The 17365-nt window shown below is 68.9% G+C and carries 23 protein-coding genes; 11 read left to right on the top strand and 12 right to left on the bottom strand.

Features of this window, described 5'->3' with window-relative positions; translation table 11 throughout:
• Nucleotides 1–40: 40 nt before the first annotated feature.
• Complete coding sequence (locus ACIQLK_RS13525; RefSeq protein ID WP_065570082.1) at nucleotides 41–322, top strand: hypothetical protein; 282 nt, start codon at nucleotides 41–43, stop codon at nucleotides 320–322.
• 41 nt (nucleotides 323–363) lie between these two features.
• Nucleotides 364–753, top strand: coding sequence for a DUF2510 domain-containing protein (locus ACIQLK_RS13520; protein ID WP_400365379.1), 390 nt, complete (start codon nucleotides 364–366; stop codon nucleotides 751–753).
• A 12-nt stretch (nucleotides 754–765) separates the two neighbouring features.
• Here the strand turns inward: ACIQLK_RS13520 and ACIQLK_RS13515 are convergent, their stop codons facing one another.
• Together ACIQLK_RS13515 and ACIQLK_RS13510 are read right to left on the bottom strand one after the other, a co-directional pair.
• Entirely contained in the window at nucleotides 766–1278 is a 513-nt protein-coding gene (locus ACIQLK_RS13515) for a MarR family winged helix-turn-helix transcriptional regulator (protein WP_400365377.1), read from the bottom strand.
• Nucleotides 1279–1392: 114 nt separating this feature from the next.
• Complete coding sequence (locus ACIQLK_RS13510) at nucleotides 1393–3576, bottom strand: MMPL family transporter (RefSeq protein ID WP_400365375.1); 2184 nt, start codon at nucleotides 3574–3576, stop codon at nucleotides 1393–1395.
• Nucleotides 3577–3793: 217 nt separating this feature from the next.
• Between ACIQLK_RS13510 and ribB the strand changes: the two genes are divergently transcribed.
• The 6 genes from ribB (at nucleotide 3794) to ACIQLK_RS13480 (ending at nucleotide 7883) form a co-directional block, all read left to right on the top strand.
• Entirely contained in the window at nucleotides 3794–4441 is a 648-nt protein-coding gene (ribB, locus tag ACIQLK_RS13505; protein ID WP_400365374.1) for a 3,4-dihydroxy-2-butanone-4-phosphate synthase, read from the top strand.
• Entirely contained in the window at nucleotides 4413–5672 is a 1260-nt protein-coding gene (locus ACIQLK_RS13500) for a 1-acyl-sn-glycerol-3-phosphate acyltransferase (RefSeq protein WP_400365373.1), read from the top strand. Before ribB ends, ACIQLK_RS13500 begins: the two co-directional genes overlap by 29 nt.
• Nucleotides 5669–6214 carry a hypothetical protein gene (locus ACIQLK_RS13495; protein WP_400365371.1) on the top strand — a complete coding sequence of 182 codons (546 nt, stop codon included), beginning with the start codon at nucleotides 5669–5671 and terminating at the stop codon, nucleotides 6212–6214. The genes ACIQLK_RS13500 and ACIQLK_RS13495 overlap by 4 nt, the downstream gene beginning before the upstream one ends.
• Nucleotides 6211–6627, top strand: a complete 417-nt coding sequence (locus ACIQLK_RS13490; protein WP_400365369.1) for an SRPBCC family protein — start codon at nucleotides 6211–6213, stop codon at nucleotides 6625–6627. Before ACIQLK_RS13495 ends, ACIQLK_RS13490 begins: the two co-directional genes overlap by 4 nt.
• Before the next feature lie 60 nt (nucleotides 6628–6687).
• Nucleotides 6688–6822 carry a hypothetical protein gene (locus tag ACIQLK_RS13485; RefSeq protein ID WP_400365367.1) on the top strand — a complete coding sequence of 45 codons (135 nt, stop codon included), beginning with the start codon at nucleotides 6688–6690 and terminating at the stop codon, nucleotides 6820–6822.
• Nucleotides 6823–7091: 269 nt separating this feature from the next.
• Nucleotides 7092–7883, top strand: coding sequence for a nuclease-related domain-containing protein (locus tag ACIQLK_RS13480; protein WP_400365366.1), 792 nt, complete (start codon nucleotides 7092–7094; stop codon nucleotides 7881–7883).
• A 77-nt stretch (nucleotides 7884–7960) separates the two neighbouring features.
• Here the strand turns inward: ACIQLK_RS13480 and ACIQLK_RS13475 are convergent, their stop codons facing one another.
• Complete coding sequence (locus ACIQLK_RS13475) at nucleotides 7961–8068, bottom strand: hypothetical protein (protein WP_400365364.1); 108 nt, start codon at nucleotides 8066–8068, stop codon at nucleotides 7961–7963.
• On the bottom strand, nucleotides 8065–8235 hold the full coding sequence (locus ACIQLK_RS13470) for a hypothetical protein (protein ID WP_400365362.1): 171 nt from the start codon (nucleotides 8233–8235) through the stop codon (nucleotides 8065–8067). Before ACIQLK_RS13470 ends, ACIQLK_RS13475 begins: the two co-directional genes overlap by 4 nt.
• 136 nt (nucleotides 8236–8371) lie before the next feature.
• Here ACIQLK_RS13470 and ACIQLK_RS13465 point away from each other — a divergent pair, with 136 nt between their 5' ends.
• Together ACIQLK_RS13465 and ACIQLK_RS13460 are read left to right on the top strand one after the other, a co-directional pair.
• Nucleotides 8372–8824 carry a hypothetical protein gene (locus tag ACIQLK_RS13465; protein ID WP_400365360.1) on the top strand — a complete coding sequence of 151 codons (453 nt, stop codon included), beginning with the start codon at nucleotides 8372–8374 and terminating at the stop codon, nucleotides 8822–8824.
• Nucleotides 8821–9330 carry a DnaJ domain-containing protein gene (locus tag ACIQLK_RS13460; RefSeq protein WP_400365359.1) on the top strand — a complete coding sequence of 170 codons (510 nt, stop codon included), beginning with the start codon at nucleotides 8821–8823 and terminating at the stop codon, nucleotides 9328–9330. Before ACIQLK_RS13465 ends, ACIQLK_RS13460 begins: the two co-directional genes overlap by 4 nt.
• 13 nt (nucleotides 9331–9343) lie before the next feature.
• On the opposite strand, the gene ACIQLK_RS13455 is transcribed toward ACIQLK_RS13460, so the two are convergent.
• The 6 genes from ACIQLK_RS13455 to ACIQLK_RS13430 all read right to left on the bottom strand — a co-directional run bounded on the left by ACIQLK_RS13455 (nucleotide 9344) and on the right by ACIQLK_RS13430 (nucleotide 14367).
• The gene (locus ACIQLK_RS13455) at nucleotides 9344–10165 is read right to left on the bottom strand and encodes an SDR family NAD(P)-dependent oxidoreductase (protein ID WP_400365357.1); all 822 of its coding nucleotides are present in this window, start codon (nucleotides 10163–10165) and stop codon (nucleotides 9344–9346) included.
• A gap of 176 nt (nucleotides 10166–10341) precedes the next feature.
• Nucleotides 10342–11652, bottom strand: coding sequence for a DUF222 domain-containing protein (locus tag ACIQLK_RS13450; RefSeq protein ID WP_400365355.1), 1311 nt, complete (start codon nucleotides 11650–11652; stop codon nucleotides 10342–10344).
• 52 nt (nucleotides 11653–11704) lie between these two features.
• Entirely contained in the window at nucleotides 11705–12109 is a 405-nt protein-coding gene (locus ACIQLK_RS13445; RefSeq protein ID WP_400365353.1) for a VOC family protein, read from the bottom strand.
• A gap of 33 nt (nucleotides 12110–12142) precedes the next feature.
• Nucleotides 12143–13021: an oxygenase MpaB family protein gene (locus ACIQLK_RS13440; protein ID WP_400365351.1), complete on the bottom strand. Its 879-nt coding sequence runs from the start codon at nucleotides 13019–13021 to the stop codon at nucleotides 12143–12145.
• Nucleotides 13022–13093: 72 nt separating this feature from the next.
• On the bottom strand, nucleotides 13094–13495 hold the full coding sequence (locus ACIQLK_RS13435) for a hypothetical protein (protein WP_400365349.1): 402 nt from the start codon (nucleotides 13493–13495) through the stop codon (nucleotides 13094–13096).
• Between the two features lie 71 nt (nucleotides 13496–13566).
• Complete coding sequence (locus ACIQLK_RS13430; RefSeq protein ID WP_400365347.1) at nucleotides 13567–14367, bottom strand: Ltp family lipoprotein; 801 nt, start codon at nucleotides 14365–14367, stop codon at nucleotides 13567–13569.
• 782 nt (nucleotides 14368–15149) lie between these two features.
• Here ACIQLK_RS13430 and ACIQLK_RS13425 point away from each other — a divergent pair.
• Nucleotides 15150–16109 carry a DUF2510 domain-containing protein gene (locus ACIQLK_RS13425; RefSeq protein ID WP_400365345.1) on the top strand — a complete coding sequence of 320 codons (960 nt, stop codon included), beginning with the start codon at nucleotides 15150–15152 and terminating at the stop codon, nucleotides 16107–16109.
• A gap of 173 nt (nucleotides 16110–16282) precedes the next feature.
• Here ACIQLK_RS13425 and ACIQLK_RS13420 read toward each other — a convergent pair whose 3' ends face one another.
• On the bottom strand, nucleotides 16283–16996 hold the full coding sequence (locus tag ACIQLK_RS13420; RefSeq protein ID WP_400365343.1) for a YidC/Oxa1 family membrane protein insertase: 714 nt from the start codon (nucleotides 16994–16996) through the stop codon (nucleotides 16283–16285).
• 84 nt (nucleotides 16997–17080) lie between these two features.
• Nucleotides 17081–17356, bottom strand: coding sequence for a DUF6412 domain-containing protein (locus ACIQLK_RS13415; RefSeq protein WP_400365341.1), 276 nt, complete (start codon nucleotides 17354–17356; stop codon nucleotides 17081–17083).
• Nucleotides 17357–17365 lie beyond the last annotated feature (9 nt).

Here is a 17365-nt window from a genome sequence, read left to right as displayed (position 1 = left end):
CTTCGAGGTAGCGTGAGCACCACCCGATGAGAGGGGAAAGATGACCGAGACGCCGATGAGTCAGCCCGCCGCTGCGCGCCCGTCGAACCGACTCGCGGTCGCGACCCTGGTCGTCGGGATCGTCGCGTTCCTCACCGGGCTCGTCCCGTGGCTCGGTCTGCTCCTCGGTCTGACGGCGTTCGGGCTCGGGATCTACGCCCTCACGCGCGGCCAGTCGAAGGTGATGGCGTTGGTGGGCGGTTCGCTCGGATCGATCGCCGCGGTCACCGGCTTGATCTCGACGAGCGCCCTCATGATGTGGCTGCTCAGCGGTAATGCCTGACGCACTTCTGCCCGCGGCATCCGTCCCGCTACGGTGACCGCATGAGCGATACGGCAGCAGGATGGTACGACGACGGTTCCGGCACGATGCGGTGGTGGGACGGGACCGCCTGGACCGAGCAGACGCAGCCGCCTCCTCGCCCGCAGCCCGGGATCGGCGGCTTCATCGCGCAGGCGCAGGCCGACGCGGTGTCCGGCGCGCAGCCGCGGCCGGCGCAGGCGGGCATGAGTTACGTCGTCCTGCAGGTGGTGCTGAAGGAGAAGTTCTTCGGCAGCGGCTCGGGGAACCTCACGGAGCTCGAGCGGGCGATCAATGCGCAGGCGGCCCTCGGATACCGACTGCACACGATCACGACCGCATCATCGGGCAGCACGGGTTTCGGCGGCGGCGACCGGATCCAGGCGACGCTCGTCTTCGAGAAGCTCGTCTGACCGAGGCTGCCGTCAGTCCTCCGCGAGCGGGGCGCCGTGGAATCGGCGATCGAGCACGGCGCCGGACTCGCTTCCCGCGAGGTACATGCGCAGCGCCGTGGCGAGGCCCGCGAGGTCGGCGGGGTCGAGGAGCAGACGCGCACCCTCGTCGATGACCCGGTCGATCTCGCGCAGCTGCGGGACGATCTGACGTCCGGCGTCGGTGAGCTTCAGCTCGAGGGCCCGCCGATCCTTCACGTGGGGTGTGCGCTCGACGTACCCCCGCTTGACGAGTGTGTCGACGATCCGGCTGGGGCTCCCCGTCTCGCAGACGATGAGCTCGCCGAGCTCCTTGAGCGACACCGGACCGTACTGGTCGAGCACCAGGATGATCTCGAACTGCGACGAGGTGAGGCCGAGCGGCGCCAGCTGCCGTCCGAGCGCACGGTTGCCTTCGCGTTGAGCGGCGAGCACGAGGTAGCGCAGCTCGAAGGGTGCGAGGGTCGCGGGGTCCGCCTCAGAAGGCGTCAGCGCCGTGTCGGTCATGCTTCGTCCAGCCGTTCGGGTCGATCGCGGGTGTCGCTCTGCACCCAGTGTGCCAGGTGAGGAACGCCGGCCGGCGTCCGGGGGGGGAGGAGCTCCACCGGCCGGCATTCCCGCTCAGGTGAGCGCGGGTTCCCGGGTCGGAGCCTCCAGGCCCGCGTCGGGATCCGCCGCCGGCTCCGGCTCGGTGCGTCGTCCGAACGCCCGCGGTCCGATCGCCCGGAGGATGCTCGGCATCACGAGCATCCGGATGACGACCGCATCGAGCGCGACGGCGATCGCCAGTCCGATCCCGATCTCGCGGACGATGCTGATCTGCGCCGTCATGAACGAGAGGAAGACGGCGATCATGATGACGGCGGCGCTGTTGATCATCCCCCGGGTCCGCGCCGCGCCCTGGAGGACCGCCTGCTCGTAGTCCAGCCCGCCTCGGTAGAGCTCCCTCATGCGGGACATGATGATCACCATGTAGTCCATGCTCAGACCGAACATCACGGCGAACAGCAGGATGGGCGTCACGGAGTTCAGGGGGACGTCGCTGATCGCTCCCTGGACCAGCGTCAGCAGTCCGACGCTCGCCCCGACGACGAGCAGGTTGAAGACAAGCGCCAGCAGGGGCAGCAGCACCGACCGCCAGGCGAGTGCGAGCATGATGAAGGTCAGCGTGAGCACGATGGCGGCGATGGCGGGGATGCTGCCGATGATCGTCTCGTCGAAGTCGACACCCTGCGCGGTGGCACCGGTCACGGCGACGTCCGCTCCCCCGTCGATGCGGCCGGCGAGGTCGGCGCGGACGTCCTTCACGAGGTCGTGAGTGCTGACCGTATCCGGTCCCTCCGACGTCGTCACGAGCAGTCGCGTGGCAATGGTGCCGTTCGTCGAGCTCCAGAGGCGCTCGACCTCGGCCGGGACGGTGCCGTCACCCAACGCCTGGGCGAGCGGGCTTCCGGACGGGGCGAACTGCGTCACGTCGAGCACCCCGTCGACGCCCGAATGATCGACGAGCCAATCCCGTGCCTCTCCGGTCTCGGCGAGCGCGGTGGCGGCCGTGGTCCCCTCGGGGAAGGTGAGGATGACGTCCACCGGGAAGAGGCCCTCCTGCCCGATGTCGGCCTCGAGCAGTTCGAGGCCGGCGCGTGCCGGGTCGCCCGCGGGAAGCACCGTCGCGCTGGCGACCGGCGATTGGAGCGAAAGCCCGGCGATCGGCAGGGCGGCGATGATCATGACAGCGGCGCCGGCGAGACCGACCAGCCCGGGGCGGCGGATGCGGGCCGAGCCCGTGGCGGACACTCGCTTCTTCTTTCGCGATGAGAAGGGCAGCCGGCCGGCGTCGATCCGCGTGCCGAGCAGAGCGAGACCTGCAGGCAGAACGAGCATGGTGACGGCGAGCGCGACGAGCGCGACGACGATGCCGCCGAGCGCGATGCTGGTGAGCGCCATGACCTGCGGCACGAAGAGCGCTGACAGGGCGAGGGCCACCGCGAACCCGCTGAACAGGACGGAATGACCGGCGGTCGCCATCGTCACGTGGATCGCGTCGGGCGTTGACCTTCCGGCCGCGAGCTCCTCGCGGAAGCGTTTGATGATGAACAGCGAGTAATCGACGGCGACGGCCAACCCGATCATCGAGACGATGTTCGTGTAGAGGTTGGAGATCTCGGTGACCCCGGTCGCGAGGGTGCCGATGCCCATCGAGATCATCAGAGCCGATCCGGCGACAAGCAGGGGCAGGATGGTCGCGACGACGGATCCGAACACGAGAAGCAGGACGACGATGAGGATCGGGAAGACGATCAGCTCGGCGCGAATCGCATCCGCCTTCGAGTGCGCGTTGAGCTGGTAGTCGAGGGCAGGCTGGCCGGTCACGTAGGCGTCGGCAGCGATGCCCTGTTCGTCGAGGGATGCCTGGAGTTCGGGCACGAGGTTCTGCACCGTCGTGCTGTCCGCTGTGAACCCCGCCACGACGGCGACCGTTCGCCCGTCGTCGGAGGCCAGGGCCGCCTGCTCCGACGGCAGGGTGACCCGGTCGGCCCCGGCCTGACGGGCGAGGTCGGCCGCCTCATCGATAGCGGCGTCGGTGACGGGGTCGGCCGCGGAGAGGACGATCACGAGCTGGTTGGGGGCTTCATCGAACTTCTCCTCGAGGACGGCCTGCGCCTGCAGGGCGTCGGCTCGTGGATTGGTGAACCCCCCGCCGCTCAGCGCACCGTCCAGCCGAAGGGCGAGCAGCGCGCCGGCGATGAAGAGCGTCGCCCACACGGCGAGGACGACACGGGGGTGTCGGATGGATACGGCGGTCAATCGATGCATGGCTTCCCCCAGTTAGGTGTTACGTCATACGTGTTGTGACATGTATACACGACATTGCCCGGTCGTGAACATCGGTGACTTCTAATGCCTCATTCATTGACGGGACACACGTGTATCCCTAGCGTCACGTGTTGTGACATTCATGCGACGACAACCGTCGCCGACATCGATCACGAACGCCGTCTGGGCGGCAGAACTGGGGGCAGTCATGACTATGGAAATCGGTGCGATCGTCGGGTCGACGCTGTTGGATGCGGCGGTCGACGCTATCGAAGCGATCCGACGGGGGGAGATGGTCGTCATCGTCGATGACGAGGATCGCGAGAACGAGGGCGACCTGGTCGTCGCGGCGGATCACGCCACGCCGCAGGTGATCAACTTCATGATCACGCACGGGCGCGGGCTGGTCTGCCTGTCGCTCACCCGCGAGCGGGCGCTGCAGCTGGAACTGCCGCCGATGGTGACCTTCAACGAAGACCACATGGGGACGGCGTTCACCGTCTCGATCGACGCCACGCGTGCGCTCGGCGTCACCACGGGGATCTCCGCCGCCGAGCGCGCCAGGACCATCCAGGTCGCCATGACGGGTGCCGCGGGCGACCTGCAGCGCCCCGGTCACGTCTTCCCGCTGATCGCCCGCGACGGCGGTGTCATCGAGCGGACCGGCCACACCGAGGCATCCGTCGACATCGCGCGCGCCGCCGGCTGCACGCCCTCCGGGGTGATCGTGGAGATCATCGGCGACGACGGCGAGATGCTCCGTCGCGACTCGCTGCGCCGCTTCGCCGACGAGCACGGGCTGCTGATGACGAGCATCGAACTCCTGCGTGAACACTTCCTCGCGGGAGCGCGTTGACGTGCGCGGGGAGGTCACCGTCCGCCGGCTGACCGGCGCGATCGTCCGGCGGCGCCTTCGACGCCATCTCGTCACCATCGACGGCCTGCAGCATCTGCCGACGTCGGGGCCGTTCGTGCTGGTCCCCAACCACCGCAGCTACTTCGACCACTTCGTGATGGAACTGCTCGTGAATGCGACCGTCGGTCGCCCCGTCTGGTTCCTGACGAAGAAGGAGAGCTTCGACGCCTACGTCTCACGGCTCTGGACGCGGGCGTGGTACGGCATCCCGGTCGATCGAGATCGCCCGAGCCCGGAAACGCTGAGAGCCGTGCAGCGGGTGTTCGCGGCAGGCGAGGTGCTCTGCGTCTACCCCGAAGGCACGCGGAACGCGACCGACGAGATGCTGCCGTTCCAGGCGGGGGCGTTCCGCTTCGCCCTGTCGGCGGGGACGCCGGTCATCCCCGTCGCGATGGTCGGCACCGAGACGGTCCTCCCCAAGGGCAGCCGGCGGTTTCGGGATGACGGGCGCGTGCACCTCGTCATCGGCGAACCGATCCTGCCCGATCTGACCGCAGGCAAGCAGCGGGCAGCGAGCGAACTGGCCCTCTCGACCCGGGGGGCCATCGTCGCCCAACTCGAGGCGGCCGCGAAGAATGCCCGGGATGCCGAGAGGCCGGAACTCGTGGTCGGTGCCGCGCACGCCGTCGATGAACTCATCACGGCGGCGCTGAGCGCAGATGGGCGACTGGCGGCATCCGACCGCCGGAGGCTCGAATTCGTGGTGTCGCTCCTGCAGCGGATGGAACGGCACCCGGTCCACCTCGAGACGCAGCGGATCAGGCTGAGCGGGTTGGCGATCTCGAATCTGTCGGCCGCCCTCCGGGTCCTGCCGGCGTTGCGGATGCGGTCTCGACTGGATCGCGTGCTCGCGCGGGATCCGGAGCATGCGGTCGCGAACTATCTGCGGGGAAGGTGGTGCCTCGCGATGCCGTCCGCTCTCGGTGGCGGGCGGGCACGGGCGGAGGCCGCCTTCGTCGTCAGCGCGAGGAATGCGGACCGCGGTGACACGCGGGCGCTGGCGGGTCTGGCCGAGCTGTACCTAGCCGAGGGGCGCATCGACGAAGCGCGGGCGAACCTCGAGCTGATCGCGCGCGCACCGGTACGCGCGGGGAGCCGCGGTGAGGCGCGCGTCGACCGAGCGCGTCGGCAGCTCGAGGCGCTCGAGCCGACGGCGGAGGTGGGGGCATGATCGGGACGCTCCGCGCGGGACCGCTGACCGTCATCGAGGATCTCGCGATCGTGTTCGATGACGACTCGCGCATCCGCTGGTCGCGCGGACAGGGCGATCGATGGCTGCTCGCGGAGAGCTGGCCGAACACGGAGGAACGCGCTGCCGTCGATCAGCACCTCGAGGGTGGCGGCTGCATGCTCGTGCTCACCGATGCGCAGCCGATCACGACGTACGCGCTGGGCGACGAGGTGCCGGCGGCGGACGGCACGGTCGCCGCCGGGGAGATCGTCGAGCTGTCACTCCCCCACTTCGACTGGCTGCCCGACGTCATCCGCGCGCGGGGTGAGGCGTTTCTGCGCACGCAGCGGGAGCGCTTCGCCGCACTTCCCGCCCTCCTCCGTCCGCCGGTGGTGCTCGAGGGCGACAAGCCGTTCTCGGCGGGGAAGGTGAGCTTCGCGCTCCTCTCGGCCGGGGTCACGCGCGCCCGGTTGGAACGCGAGCTCGCCGACTACCTGGCCTATCTCCGCAGCACCGACGCCACGACCTGGAGGACCGCATGATGTACAGCGCGACGCTCACGATCGACGCCCCGCCGGATTCGCTGGTCGACATCCTCACCGACCTCGGTGCTCTCGCCGAATGGAACCCGGCCCTCGGTCGCGTGGATGAGACCGGGCAGGCGCAGCCCGGGCGTCGGTATCGCAGCCGGATCCGCGGCGTGGTGCCCGCGACCATCCGGTACGAGACGATCTGTGACGCGCTGATCACGTATCGGATGCAAGGACCGGGTGTCTCGGAACAGGGCGTCTGGGCGCTGGACCCCCTGCCGGACGGGCGCACGCGCGTGCGGCACGAGTTCGTGCACACCGGGCTCGTCCTGCGGCTGATGTCGACGGCATTCGAGCCGGTCGCGGGGTGGCGGCTCGGACGTCTGAGAGAAGAGGTGCGGAGCCGGCTCGCGGGCCGGAGCTGAGGCATCCGTCGCGGCGGAGCGCCTTGGTACGGTGAGCTCATGGGGGATACCGCACTTCTCATGACCATCATCACCATCGCTGCATCCGCGCTCGGGCTGATCATCACCTTGCTTCTGCTGTACCTGGTGATCCGTCAAGCGATCTTCCACGGCATGCGCGCGCACACCCGTTGGATCGACGAGGGCCGACCATAGACAGGTCGGACTCCGCAAAGCTCGATGCGCCCGCAGCTCGTCCGCCCGAAAGCGGGCTCCGTCATGCGCCGACGTCTGCCGAGACCCTTCCGGCGCTGACCGGAACCGAACGGCACCTCACGCTGAGATTCGCGGGAACCTGTCGTCGCTGTGGGCTGCACCTCGAGGCAGGATCGCGAGCCGTCCACGACCGCGCGACGCGCACGGTTCGGTGTCTCGCATGCTCCGGACCCGCCGCCTCGGAACAGACGCCCGCGCCGGAGTCCGAGGTGGCCTCGCTCGCGAGCCGCCCTCCGGCGGCATCCGTCATCGCTCAGGTGTTGCGCGCACAGTCGACCGCTCCACGGCGCTCTCGCGTCGATCGATTGTTCGGGCGCTCTCCGCTCGCACTCGACGCAGACTCGTGGTTCCGCGGTGCGCTCGGCGAACTGGCGGTCGCACAGCGCCTGGCCGGGCTCGGACCGGAGTGGCGCGTCATCCACGCGGTGCCCGTCGGGACGCGCGGGGCCGACATCGATCACCTCGTCATCGGTCCGACCGGCGTCTTCACGGTCAACACGAAGCACCACGCAGGCCGATCGGTATGGGTCGGGGAACGGCGCGTGATGGTCGACGGCCAGCGGACGGACCATCTGAGGAACGCGGCGCACGAAGCGGCGCAAGCGAGTCGTCGACTCTCGGCGGCGACCGGAGTCGCTGTCGACGTCGCTCCGCTCGTCGTCATCGTCGGCGCGTCGCGGCTCACCGCGAACGCGCGCTCAGCGCAGGTCGTCGTCCTCAGCTCGGGAAGCGTCGCCGGGTGGCTGCGATCGCGCCCGTGGTTCCTCCCGCCTGAGTCTGTCGACAGCATCGCGGCAGCCGCGAGCGACCTGGCGACGTGGAAGGCGGCTCCCCCACCAGAACCCGACCTCGCTGCGTTCGCCGACCTGCGCGAGCAGATCGGGCGTGCTCGTTTCCGTCGTCGAGTCTGGACGGGTGGGCTGCTCGTGGGACTCGTCGGCGTGACGATGACCGCACCGTTGTGGGTGGGGACGGTTCTGGCCGGAACGGTCATCAGATAGTACGGATGCCGCGCCGTGGCCATGGCGACGGGTCGACCAGTACGCGTTCGCGGGTGCGTGCCCGAGCTTCCGCCGCGTCAGGTACCGCTGTGGATGAGCCTGACCTCGACACCGCCGTCGCCGCGGATGGCGGGGTTCGTGGCCGCGATCGCGAGCGCCGCATCCTCGTCGTCCGCTTCGATCACGTACACACCCGCGACGACCTGCGCGGCGTGAACGCGAAGGCGGCACGCAGCGCCCCTGATCTCGCGAGCTTGTCGCCGTGCGGGTTGGGTTCGGCGAGCTGCTCCCCCGATGCGTCGAGAGCGTGCGCGGAGTCGTCGGTGTAGATCAGGACGGCGTACTGCGGCATGACGGCAACCTTTCTCTCCTGGCTCAGCTGGGTAGTCGTCGTCCGGATGATGAGAGTTCGCTAATGTACTGAACGGCCTTTTCTCCACCCGAAGGATTTTGATCTCGTGTCACCCCGACGAATTCGCGTAGCCGGCGTGCGCGGAGATTTCCTCACGCCGCGAGGGTGGCCGACGCCCACTGATGACTGGATTCGCGAGAACGCCTTCTGGCAACCGCCGGTCGGGTGGACGCCGCTCCCCGGGCTGAAGCCTGCCCCGGCGGGGTGGCAGTTCTGGACGACGAACCCGACGTGGGATGCCGCCGCGACAGCATGGTACGCACCGATCCGAGGCTGGTACCGCGCGTTCATGATCGCGTCGAGCGCATGCTGGCCCGCCTTCATCGCCGCGGCGGTCTTCCACATCGATGCGCTCCGGCTCGCGGCGTTCGTCTTCTTCCTCATCGGTTTCCTCTGCCTCGTCACGTACGAGGTACGCAAGCGTCGCATGACGGCGGAGATGTTCCTCCGTGTGACGACCGGCGCCACGCGCAGGCGGGACGAAAGACTGGTGCGCGAGTATCAGTCCTATCTGAGGGATGCCGCATGACGCTCGACGAGGCACGCGAGGCGCTCGGTGTGGCGCGAGGTGCGAGTGTCAAGGAGGTCCGCGATGCGTTCCGTCGGCGCGCACGCGACCTGCATCCCGACCGCCACCCGATGGCGTCCGACGCGGAACGGCGTCGCCTGAGCCTGGCGTTCGACCGGGCACGTCACGCACGCGACATCCTGGTGAGGTTCGTGAGCACGCCGTCTGGGGCCGCGGCATCCGGCCCGACGGCCTCGTCGAGCAGCGCCCGATCGTCGACGACGACGGCTCCGCCCCGCCGGGAACGCGCCCGTCCGCGCACGACCGACTCCTCCCGCAGGACGGAGGCTCCTCGCGTCACCGTGCGCTTCGACGAGTTCGTCCGCGCAGCGGATGCCGCAGGGTTCGGTCCCGGGCCACGCACGCGCCGGTGGTTCGATTGGCCGCGGGCGGTCGCGTGGTCGTCGGTGGGTGTCGCCACCGGGGCGATCGTCGGCGCCGGCTACGTCGCGACGGCCCTGGTGTGATCGAGACCGCCTCTCAGGCGAGCTTCACCATCTCGACGCTGCGGTCCCACAGCTCGCGCGCGAGCTGCTCGTCGGTGGCGAGCTTGTGGGTCTTTGTGACGCGGTCGTTCTCGTAGTAGGCGCCGGGCAGCCAGTCGGTGCCGGGGGTTCCGTCGGCGAGGAACACGAGGCGCTTGCCGCCCTCGTCGGTCGTCGTCAGCAGTCGCTTGGCGAGGGGGTTGTGGTAGATGAACCGGAACGGTCCGGTCAGGTTGGCCGCGAATCCGGTCGCGACGACGCCCGGGTGGAACGCTCCGGCCGAGATGCCCTCGCTCCCCCACCGGCGCTGCAGTTCGCGGGTGAAGAGGATGTTCGCGAGCTTCGCGTTGCCGTAGGCGACGCGTCCGGAGTAGCGGCGTGCGCCGTTGAGGTCGTTGACGTCGAACCGCGAGAAGATCCGTGCCGCGGCGCTGGCGGTCTGGATGATGGATGCCTCGCTCTCGACCAGCCGGTCGTGCAGCAGGTTCGTCAGCAGGAACGGGCCGAGGTGGTTCACCTGGAACGTCTGCTCGAACCCGTCGGTGGTGAGCTTGCGCGGACCGAAGATGCCGCCGGCGTTGTTCGCGAGCACGTCGATGCGCGGGTAGGCGGCGAGCAGTTCGTCCGCGAGGCGGCGCACCTGCGCCAGGTCGGAGAAGTCGGCGAGGTGGTGCGGCATGTTTAGGCCCTCGGCGACGGCGCGGGTTTTCTCGGGTGAGCGTCCGACGAGGACGACCTGATGGCCGCGGGCGACGAGTTGACGGGATGCCGCGGCTCCGATCCCGTCGCTGGCGCCGGTGATGACGATGGTTCGCATGAGGCGAGTGTCACACCCTTCGCTGTGTCGGTGGCGGCTCTTGACGGTGGGCGCGCGGTGTGGCCGGGGTGGGTGGGGTCGGCGCGGTGGCGGGTCGAGGTGCCGCACGGCCCGGAGCCTCGCGTCGGAACGCGGGCTCCCGACTCGGGTGCAGACCACCGCGTTGAGAACCGGACTCAGAACGGCGGCGGATCGCTGGCGGGCCAGGTCCGCTCGGCAGGGGTGAACGCGACGGCCGGTGTCGGTGCGTCTTCGCGATACGTTCTGCCGAGGGGTGAGGTCCATTCGAGGACGCCACCCCCGAGTTGTCGCACTTTCCAGGCGGTGAACTGCTTCATCGAATGATGCCGTTGGCACAGATGCGCCAGGTTGCCGACCTCGGTCGCGCCGCCGAGGGCATGGTCGTGGGTGTGGTCGACCTCGCAGCGGATGGTGGCGAGGCGGCATCCGGGGAATCGGCAGTGCTGATCACGTGCCTGCAGGTGCCGTCGCAGGGGGTTCGGCACGCGGTACGTGTCGACGGCGAGCACGGTGTCGGTGATCGGGTCGGTGACGAGGCGTTCCCACGAGGGCGTGTCACCGGCGAGCCGCCGGGCGGTGGCGGCGTCGATCGGCGTACGCCCGACGAGGTCGCAGGGCACGTCGGCGCCGGCGAGGGTGAGCGCGGGGACGACGACCTGCACGCGCGCGCGTATCGCGCCGAGGGGGCCGGCGGTCGTGTCGCGGGTGTCGTCGAGCGCGGGTGTGCCGGCGAGCAGCAGGTCGGCGAAGACGTCGGCGCGCACCTGGTCGGCGGTGCGCGCGTCGGTGTCGACGATCTCGCTGGAGCGCTCGCTCCGCGTGTCGATGATCGCGCGCGCCTGACGGGTGAGCCGGTCGTGGACGCCCTCGGCGATGACGGTCGGCAGCGTCGCGACGAGGTCGCTCATGCCGTCGCGGCCGGGGATCAGGCGCACGGCGCGGTGGGCGGCGGCATCCTGGTGGCGTTCGGTGAAGGACCGCGGATGCATCTGCAGCGCGAGGATCTCGATCTCGGCGCGCACCCGGTTGGGGGTGTCGCGGCGGCACCGCTGAATGGCGACGGCTTCGAAGGCGGGCCGGACGTCGGCGGGGAGGTCGGCACCGGCCTCGACGATCACGTCGACGTGACCGCGGGTGAGGATGCCCGCCTCCCAGGCCTTGAGGGATGCCTGATAGTCCTCGACGATCGTGCGCGCCTGGGTGATGCGGCGTTGCACGGTGCGGTCGGTGAGGCGGAGCACCCCGCCGAGTTCAGCGGCGATGGCCCGGAGCGCCATGTCGTGCGCCTGCACGCGCGCCGAGGACTCGGCCGCCTGCTGCTCGGCGAGCGCCCCCGCGCGGGCGAGGACCTGCAGCTGCACGATCTGCGCCCGGGTGATGAGCTTCTCGACCATGGCGGTCTCGTGCACGATGTCGGCGAGGGGCGCGAAGCGTTCCCGGATGCCGATGGTGCCGAGCGAGGTCATACCTCCATTGTGGTGGGGGCCTCCGACATCGCTTCTGCGCCCGCGAAGCTGGTCAGCCGGCGCTCTGGCGCGGCGGGTTGAACATGAACTCGAGTCGCACACCGTTGTCGTCTTCGACGAACGACGCGTAGTACCGGTCGCTGAACCGCGGGTACGGTTTCGGGTCGCGGACCGCCGTCCAGCCCGCCGTGATCGCGGCGTCGTGCAGTCGATCCACGTCTTCGCGGGAGTCGACGGCGAAGGCGAGGTGTTGCCATCCGACGCGGCCGTGGCGATGCGGTTCGTCATGGTCGTCGCGGGCCGGGTAGAGGATGAGCTCCTCTTCGCCGCGGTACCACGAGACGGAGCCGTCGGCATCCTCTCGGGTGCACCCGAGCATCGTCATGACGGGGTCGAACTGCGCGGTCGACGTCGCCAGGTCGCGCACGCTGATGCCGATGTGATCGAAGAGAGCCATGCCGCCATCCTCCGGGGCGCGGTCGCCCGCGCGCTAGCCCTCGAGCCGCCGCAACCGCAGTCGCGCCATGTCCTGCGCGCGAGGGCCGGACCCGAGCGCGCGCTCGGTCACACGAAGGATGAGGCGGGTCGCGGTCTTCACGGGCAGCCACGAGCGACGCAGGCCGAGCATCCGTCGGATCCGCGGCGGGAAGGTCGCGACCGCGGCGGCGAACAGCACGCGGTAGGCGACGCCCATGAGCCCGGTGAACGGGGGCTTCTTGAGGAACCGGACGACGTCGTCGACGCGCTCGTCGCGGCGCAGCTCGCCGCGGTCGAGGAAGCCGTCGATCTCGGCGCGGAGGGCGGGGTCGGTGAGCGGCGGATCGGACACGCGCATGAGGCGGCCGGCGGTGGCCCAGTCCGCGACGTACGCGTCGGGTCCGCCGGGGATCGGGCCGCCGTACGCCTCGTGGCTGCGCAGGAACGCGTCTGTGAAGGCGAGGTGCACCCAGCGCACGAGGTCGGTGGCTTCGGCGGTGTACGTCCGCGCGGAGCCGTCGCCGGCGACGTACTCGCCTTGCACGCGCTGGTGGAAGCGCCCGACGCGGGCCGTCTCGGCATCCGCCTGCGTCGTCGACCCGTAGGTGAGCGTGATGACCCAGCGGACGGTGCCGGTGAGGCGGCCGATCGGATCGTCGCGGTAGCGCGACCAGTCGTGCACGCCGGCGAGGGCGCCCGGGTGCAGAGCCTGAAGGAGAAGGGCGCGGATGCCGGCGACCAGGGTGCCCATGCCGGCGTGAACCGTCCACGCGGGGCCGTCCTCGGCGAAGTACCCGGTGTCATCGCCCTCAGCGAGCGCGCGGACGTAGGGCGCCATCCCGGTCGGGTCCCCGGCGAGAGCGATGAGCAGGCGACCGCGGAGCCGGGTCACGCGTGAGGAGGGTGGTGCGGACGTCACGGTTCCAGCGTGCCACCGCCCGGGGGTGGCGGGGTCGGGTGAGACCTACGCGCCGACCGCCATCGCGAGTTCGCCGTACCCCATAGCGATGAGGAAGGCGAGCACGGCGAGCACGATCGTGACGGGCACCATCGTGTTCCGCTCGGGCTTGCTGCGCGAGATCGCGTTCATGAGGATGCCGAGCACGAAGTACGCGAAGACGATCCACATGCTGATCTGGGCGACGACGCCTGGCACGATGTCGATGGCGCGGACGCGATCCCACGCGAGCACGGCGATCAGCGCGTAGACGAGGACGGAGACCAGGCTGCCGATGCGGAACCGCGCCGGCAGAACGCGATGCTGGCCGCCCCACGCGAACCGCCCGAGCGGAGCGCCGAGGACGAGCACGATCTGAAAAAACGCGAGCAGGGCGAGGACGACGGTGAGTGCGAGCGCAAAGGGCACGGGCTCAGGCTAGCGGGCGGGCGTTCTCGGGTCGGATCCGGGCGCCGCGTAGACGACGCCCGAATGAGGTGTCAGTAGCCGACGGCCTTGAGGCCGAACTTCGCCTGCTCGGCGGTGAACTGCGACCCGTACTCGCTCGTCAGCTGGTCGTACAAGCGGTCCTTCGACAGCGACATGGTGTCGAGATACATCTGAGCGGCCTCGGCCGCCTCGGCGTTCCAGTCCGCGCCGGCCTTGTCGACGGCCCACTCGGCGACATCCTTCGGGTACGACTCGCCGTACTCGCTGGTGAGCTGATCGATCAGGCCCGCGCGGCTGAAGGGCATCGAGTCGAGGTACATCACCGCGGAGCCGAGAGCGTTCGCGTGAGCGAGGGACGGTGCGTCATCCTTCGCCGTCTCCTCCGGCTCTGCCTCCGCCTGCTCCTCAGGCTCCGCCTCGGGCTTGGCCGTCTTCTCAACGCTGACGACGACGGTATCGCCGTCCTTCGCCTTCTCTCCCGCAGCCGGAGCCGTGCGGAGGACAGTCCAGTTGTCGCGATCGAGGACCACACCTGACTCGGCCGAGAAGTCGACCTCGAGGCCTGCGTTCTCGAGGAGGGCAGCTGCCTCCTTGGCGGTCTTGCCGACGGTGTCGGGCACATCGACCTCGGCGGCCGCGTCTGCGTTCTGCGCGGGGTTGCTGTCGGCCGCGACGGGCGCTGTCTCAGGGTTGGACGCCGGCTTGTTCGCGGCACCGGCCGCTCCTCCGATGACGATCAGCGCGAGCGCTGCCGCGGGAATGATGATTCGCTTCTTCTTGAACCAGGGCTTGTTCGCCTTCTGGTCCGCCACAGGAGGCGGCGAATACGGAGGCGGCTGGACGTTGCTCATTTGTTTGCCCTTTCGGCTGCTGTGTGCGCGCAAGCGCCATCGCTTGACACGATGAACGACCCTCAAGATCGTTGCCTTTGACGATCGGGCAGAGCGCTTCGGGAGCGATGCCGGGCCGGTTCCGACCCCAGTGGGAACCGATCTATTCCTAACACAGTTAGAGAAATCTCATTTGCTGATAGTAGGGCGAGGTGCGCCTAGCGGACGAGTTGGGATGCCGCGGCGGCGTGAGTGCCCAAAAGGCCCGCCGCGTGATCTCCTCCACCGCCGCGGTCGCGAGCACCAGGCACCAGATCACCAGCCAGGTCGAGAAGTCGGCGTCCCCGATCGAGAAGGCGTGGAGCAGGCTCGCGCCGAGCGGAACGCCGACAGCGCCTGCGACAGCGGTTCCGTTTGTCCGGCGATTCTCGCGTAGATAACCACGAAGTGAACCAGTTAGACGACCTGAGCGCAGGGGCCTGGTTCTGACTCTGGCAGAGCGATTCACCAGGAGAACGATCCTTCTATTCGGCCCGTCGTCGTCAACAACAGCGAAGGCCCCGGAAGCCTCTTCCCCCTCCTGCCCTTAACAGGTTCGGCGGTCCTGCAACAGAGATCCTGCCGAATAGGACCCGCCGGCGCGAGGCGGCGAGTGTTCCGCCCACACCACCGTCACATACGCCGATCCACCCCTCATCACGGAGAAGGGGCCCAGGGTGCGACCTGCGAAAAGCGCGTCGACGCCTTGAACCGTATTGTGTGACAAACGCCAGGTTTCTGGGGCACGGATAGGAGATAGATCGATGGGCGAAGCAGGCAGCCCGAACCCCACGCCGACCCAAGGGTGGTACGACGACGGTAGGGGGCAGATGCGCTGGTGGGATGGATCGGCGTGGACGGAGCATGTCCGACCGGTTTTTCTTTATCCGGCAGAGCCTGGCGCGAGCTCGGTTCAAGCAACGGCTACTGATCGTTCGGCCGATCAAGACTCCCGGCCGCAACACGGGCAAGATCGCGACGCAGAGCATGGACTCGCAACAATCCAGGGGCTCCCAGCTCGCGAGCTTGAAGCCGAACGGAGAAAGGCCAACCGTCAGACCAAAGAAGCAGCCGCGGTGACCGCCCGGGATCAGAAGCGAGCTGCCAGGGAGGCCAAGCAGGCAGATAGAGACGCACAGCGAGCTGCCAAGGACGCTGCACGAGCAGCGGAGCTTGCGGCCTGGGATGAGCTGACAGGGCAGAAAATCTTCGAGCGCTCGTTCGGCATCACGGCCATCGTGCTGTACGAGAATGGATACGCGCGCTTTGGCACGTCTCTTCTGGGAATGACTGGGCAGCCCGGCGCCCCGGAACGGTTGCTCGGCGCGTCGACCAGCACCCAAGTCCAGGACAAGAGCGCAGGCGGACGCGCTGTTGCAGCCGGAATGTCGTTCGGAGTGAGCCTCCTTGCCTCGAACGAAAAGCGACTTGTCTTTCTTACGATCACTACCGACAAACAGGTTCGGGTTCTGAAGATGGACGGCGACATGATGCGCACGGTCGACCGATCCGCCATGGAGATAGCGGCGCGGGCCGCGGCCCTGATTGAGCAAAGTGCTGCCCTGCCGACCGCAGTTCGAGAGGTCGCCGGCGGCGAAACCCCTGTCACGAATCGAGACGACGTGATCGAACAGATCAGGCGAATAGCTGAACTGCGTAACGCGGGGATTCTGACACCCGAAGAGTTCGAGGCGAAGAAGACCGAGCTGCTCAAAAGAATCTGAAGTCGCTGGTGGTCGGAACTTCGATCAGATGAGAGGTCTTCGCGGTGAGTGGGCGCACGGCCCTGAATGATCTCAAGGGACACCACCGTCGATCCAGCAATCAATCTGACGTCCGTGCCGATGGCTTGACGCGAACACCGGCGAGAAAGTCACGATTTCGCGCGCCAGGCTCCTCACCGATACAACCGCCTGAGCACCAACCGTTGCCCCAGCGTCCACGTCACCGTCGTCAGCAGATGGATCCCCGCCGCGAGCGGCAAGAACACCGCGACGACCGCGGTGGCGAACTGCAGCGCTCCCAGCAGTCCCACCGGCACCCCTCCCACCGGCTCGACCCGGAACGCCCGCCGCGTGATCTCCCCCACCACCGCGATCGCGAGGACGAGGCATCCGATCACCAGCCAGGTCGCGAGGTCGGCGGTTCCGGTCGTGACGGCGTGCAGCAGGCTCGTGCCCAGCGGGACGCCGAGCAGCGTCTGCGACAGCAGCTCGTTGGCGTGGCCGGCGATGCTCGCGTGGATGAAGACGGAGTACAGCAGCCCGACGATCGGCGCCTGGATGAGGATCGGCAGGCAGCTCGCAAACGGAGACACGTTCTCGGCGCGGTAGAGCGCCATCGTCTCGCGCTGCACGCGTTCCCCGTCGCCGCGGTGCCGGGTCTGGATCTCGCGCAGCCGTGGCGCGAGCCGCATCCGCGCCTGGTCGGCTTTGGCTTGGGCGATACCAGCCGGGATGAGCGCCGCCCGCACCACGAGAGTTACGAGCACGATGGCGAGCGCGCCCGCGAACGCTCCCGTCCACGGGGTGAGGAGCGAGGTCAGGCCGATGAGGCCGCGGGAGGTGAGGTCGAGCAGGGTGGAGATGACAGGCAGGGTGGTGATGTCCACGGGGTTCCGTTCGTCGGAGCGATCAGGGTCGGCTGATCGGCCGCGAACGGATGCCGGGGCACGAGGTGCCCGGACGGTTCGACGCTACGCGGCCGCAGTCACCTGACCGGGCCCGCGACGGCGGACGTGTCCGGCCGCGTCGGGGTCGCTCTGCGATAGCGGCGCCGTGAGCTCGATGCGACGGGTCGGATGCGGGGTGGATCCGCGCGTGGCGGCGTCGAGCGCGGTCGCGAGGAGCGCGAGCGTGAGGACGGCGAGTGCGAGCAGCGCGACGGTAAGAGCGGACCCGCTCAGCGACGGATCGACGGCGACGAGGAGCCCGAGGACCTCGAGGACGACGCGTAAGAGATCGTGGATCATGCTCGCCTC

This window comes from Microbacterium sp. NPDC091382 (assembly GCF_044757025.1).
GTDB lineage: Bacteria > Actinomycetota > Actinomycetes > Actinomycetales > Microbacteriaceae > Microbacterium.
Note: the sequence above shows the minus strand (reverse complement) of the source record. Positions and strands in the feature narration are given on the sequence as shown.

Bases quoted from the DNA above. Each gene is read 5' to 3' on its own strand.
- ACIQLK_RS13525 (WP_065570082.1), top strand. From the start codon at position 41: ATGACCGAGACGCCGATGAGTCAGCCCGCCGCTGCGCGCCCGTCGAAC.
- ACIQLK_RS13520 (WP_400365379.1), top strand. From the start codon at position 364: ATGAGCGATACGGCAGCAGGATGGTACGACGACGGTTCCGGCACGATG.
- ACIQLK_RS13515 (WP_400365377.1), bottom strand. From the start codon at position 1,278: ATGACCGACACGGCGCTGACGCCTTCTGAGGCGGACCCCGCGACCCTC.
- ribB (WP_400365374.1), top strand. From the start codon at position 3,794: ATGACTATGGAAATCGGTGCGATCGTCGGGTCGACGCTGTTGGATGCG.
- ACIQLK_RS13495 (WP_400365371.1), top strand. From the start codon at position 5,669: ATGATCGGGACGCTCCGCGCGGGACCGCTGACCGTCATCGAGGATCTC.
- ACIQLK_RS13490 (WP_400365369.1), top strand. From the start codon at position 6,211: ATGATGTACAGCGCGACGCTCACGATCGACGCCCCGCCGGATTCGCTG.
- ACIQLK_RS13485 (WP_400365367.1), top strand. From the start codon at position 6,688: ATGACCATCATCACCATCGCTGCATCCGCGCTCGGGCTGATCATCACC.
- ACIQLK_RS13470 (WP_400365362.1), bottom strand. From the start codon at position 8,235: ATGCCGCAGTACGCCGTCCTGATCTACACCGACGACTCCGCGCACGCT.
- ACIQLK_RS13460 (WP_400365359.1), top strand. From the start codon at position 8,821: ATGACGCTCGACGAGGCACGCGAGGCGCTCGGTGTGGCGCGAGGTGCG.
- ACIQLK_RS13455 (WP_400365357.1), bottom strand. From the start codon at position 10,165: ATGCGAACCATCGTCATCACCGGCGCCAGCGACGGGATCGGAGCCGCG.
- ACIQLK_RS13450 (WP_400365355.1), bottom strand. From the start codon at position 11,652: ATGACCTCGCTCGGCACCATCGGCATCCGGGAACGCTTCGCGCCCCTC.
- ACIQLK_RS13445 (WP_400365353.1), bottom strand. From the start codon at position 12,109: ATGGCTCTCTTCGATCACATCGGCATCAGCGTGCGCGACCTGGCGACG.
- ACIQLK_RS13430 (WP_400365347.1), bottom strand. From the start codon at position 14,367: ATGAGCAACGTCCAGCCGCCTCCGTATTCGCCGCCTCCTGTGGCGGAC.
- ACIQLK_RS13425 (WP_400365345.1), top strand. From the start codon at position 15,150: ATGGGCGAAGCAGGCAGCCCGAACCCCACGCCGACCCAAGGGTGGTAC.
- ACIQLK_RS13415 (WP_400365341.1), bottom strand. From the start codon at position 17,356: ATGATCCACGATCTCTTACGCGTCGTCCTCGAGGTCCTCGGGCTCCTC.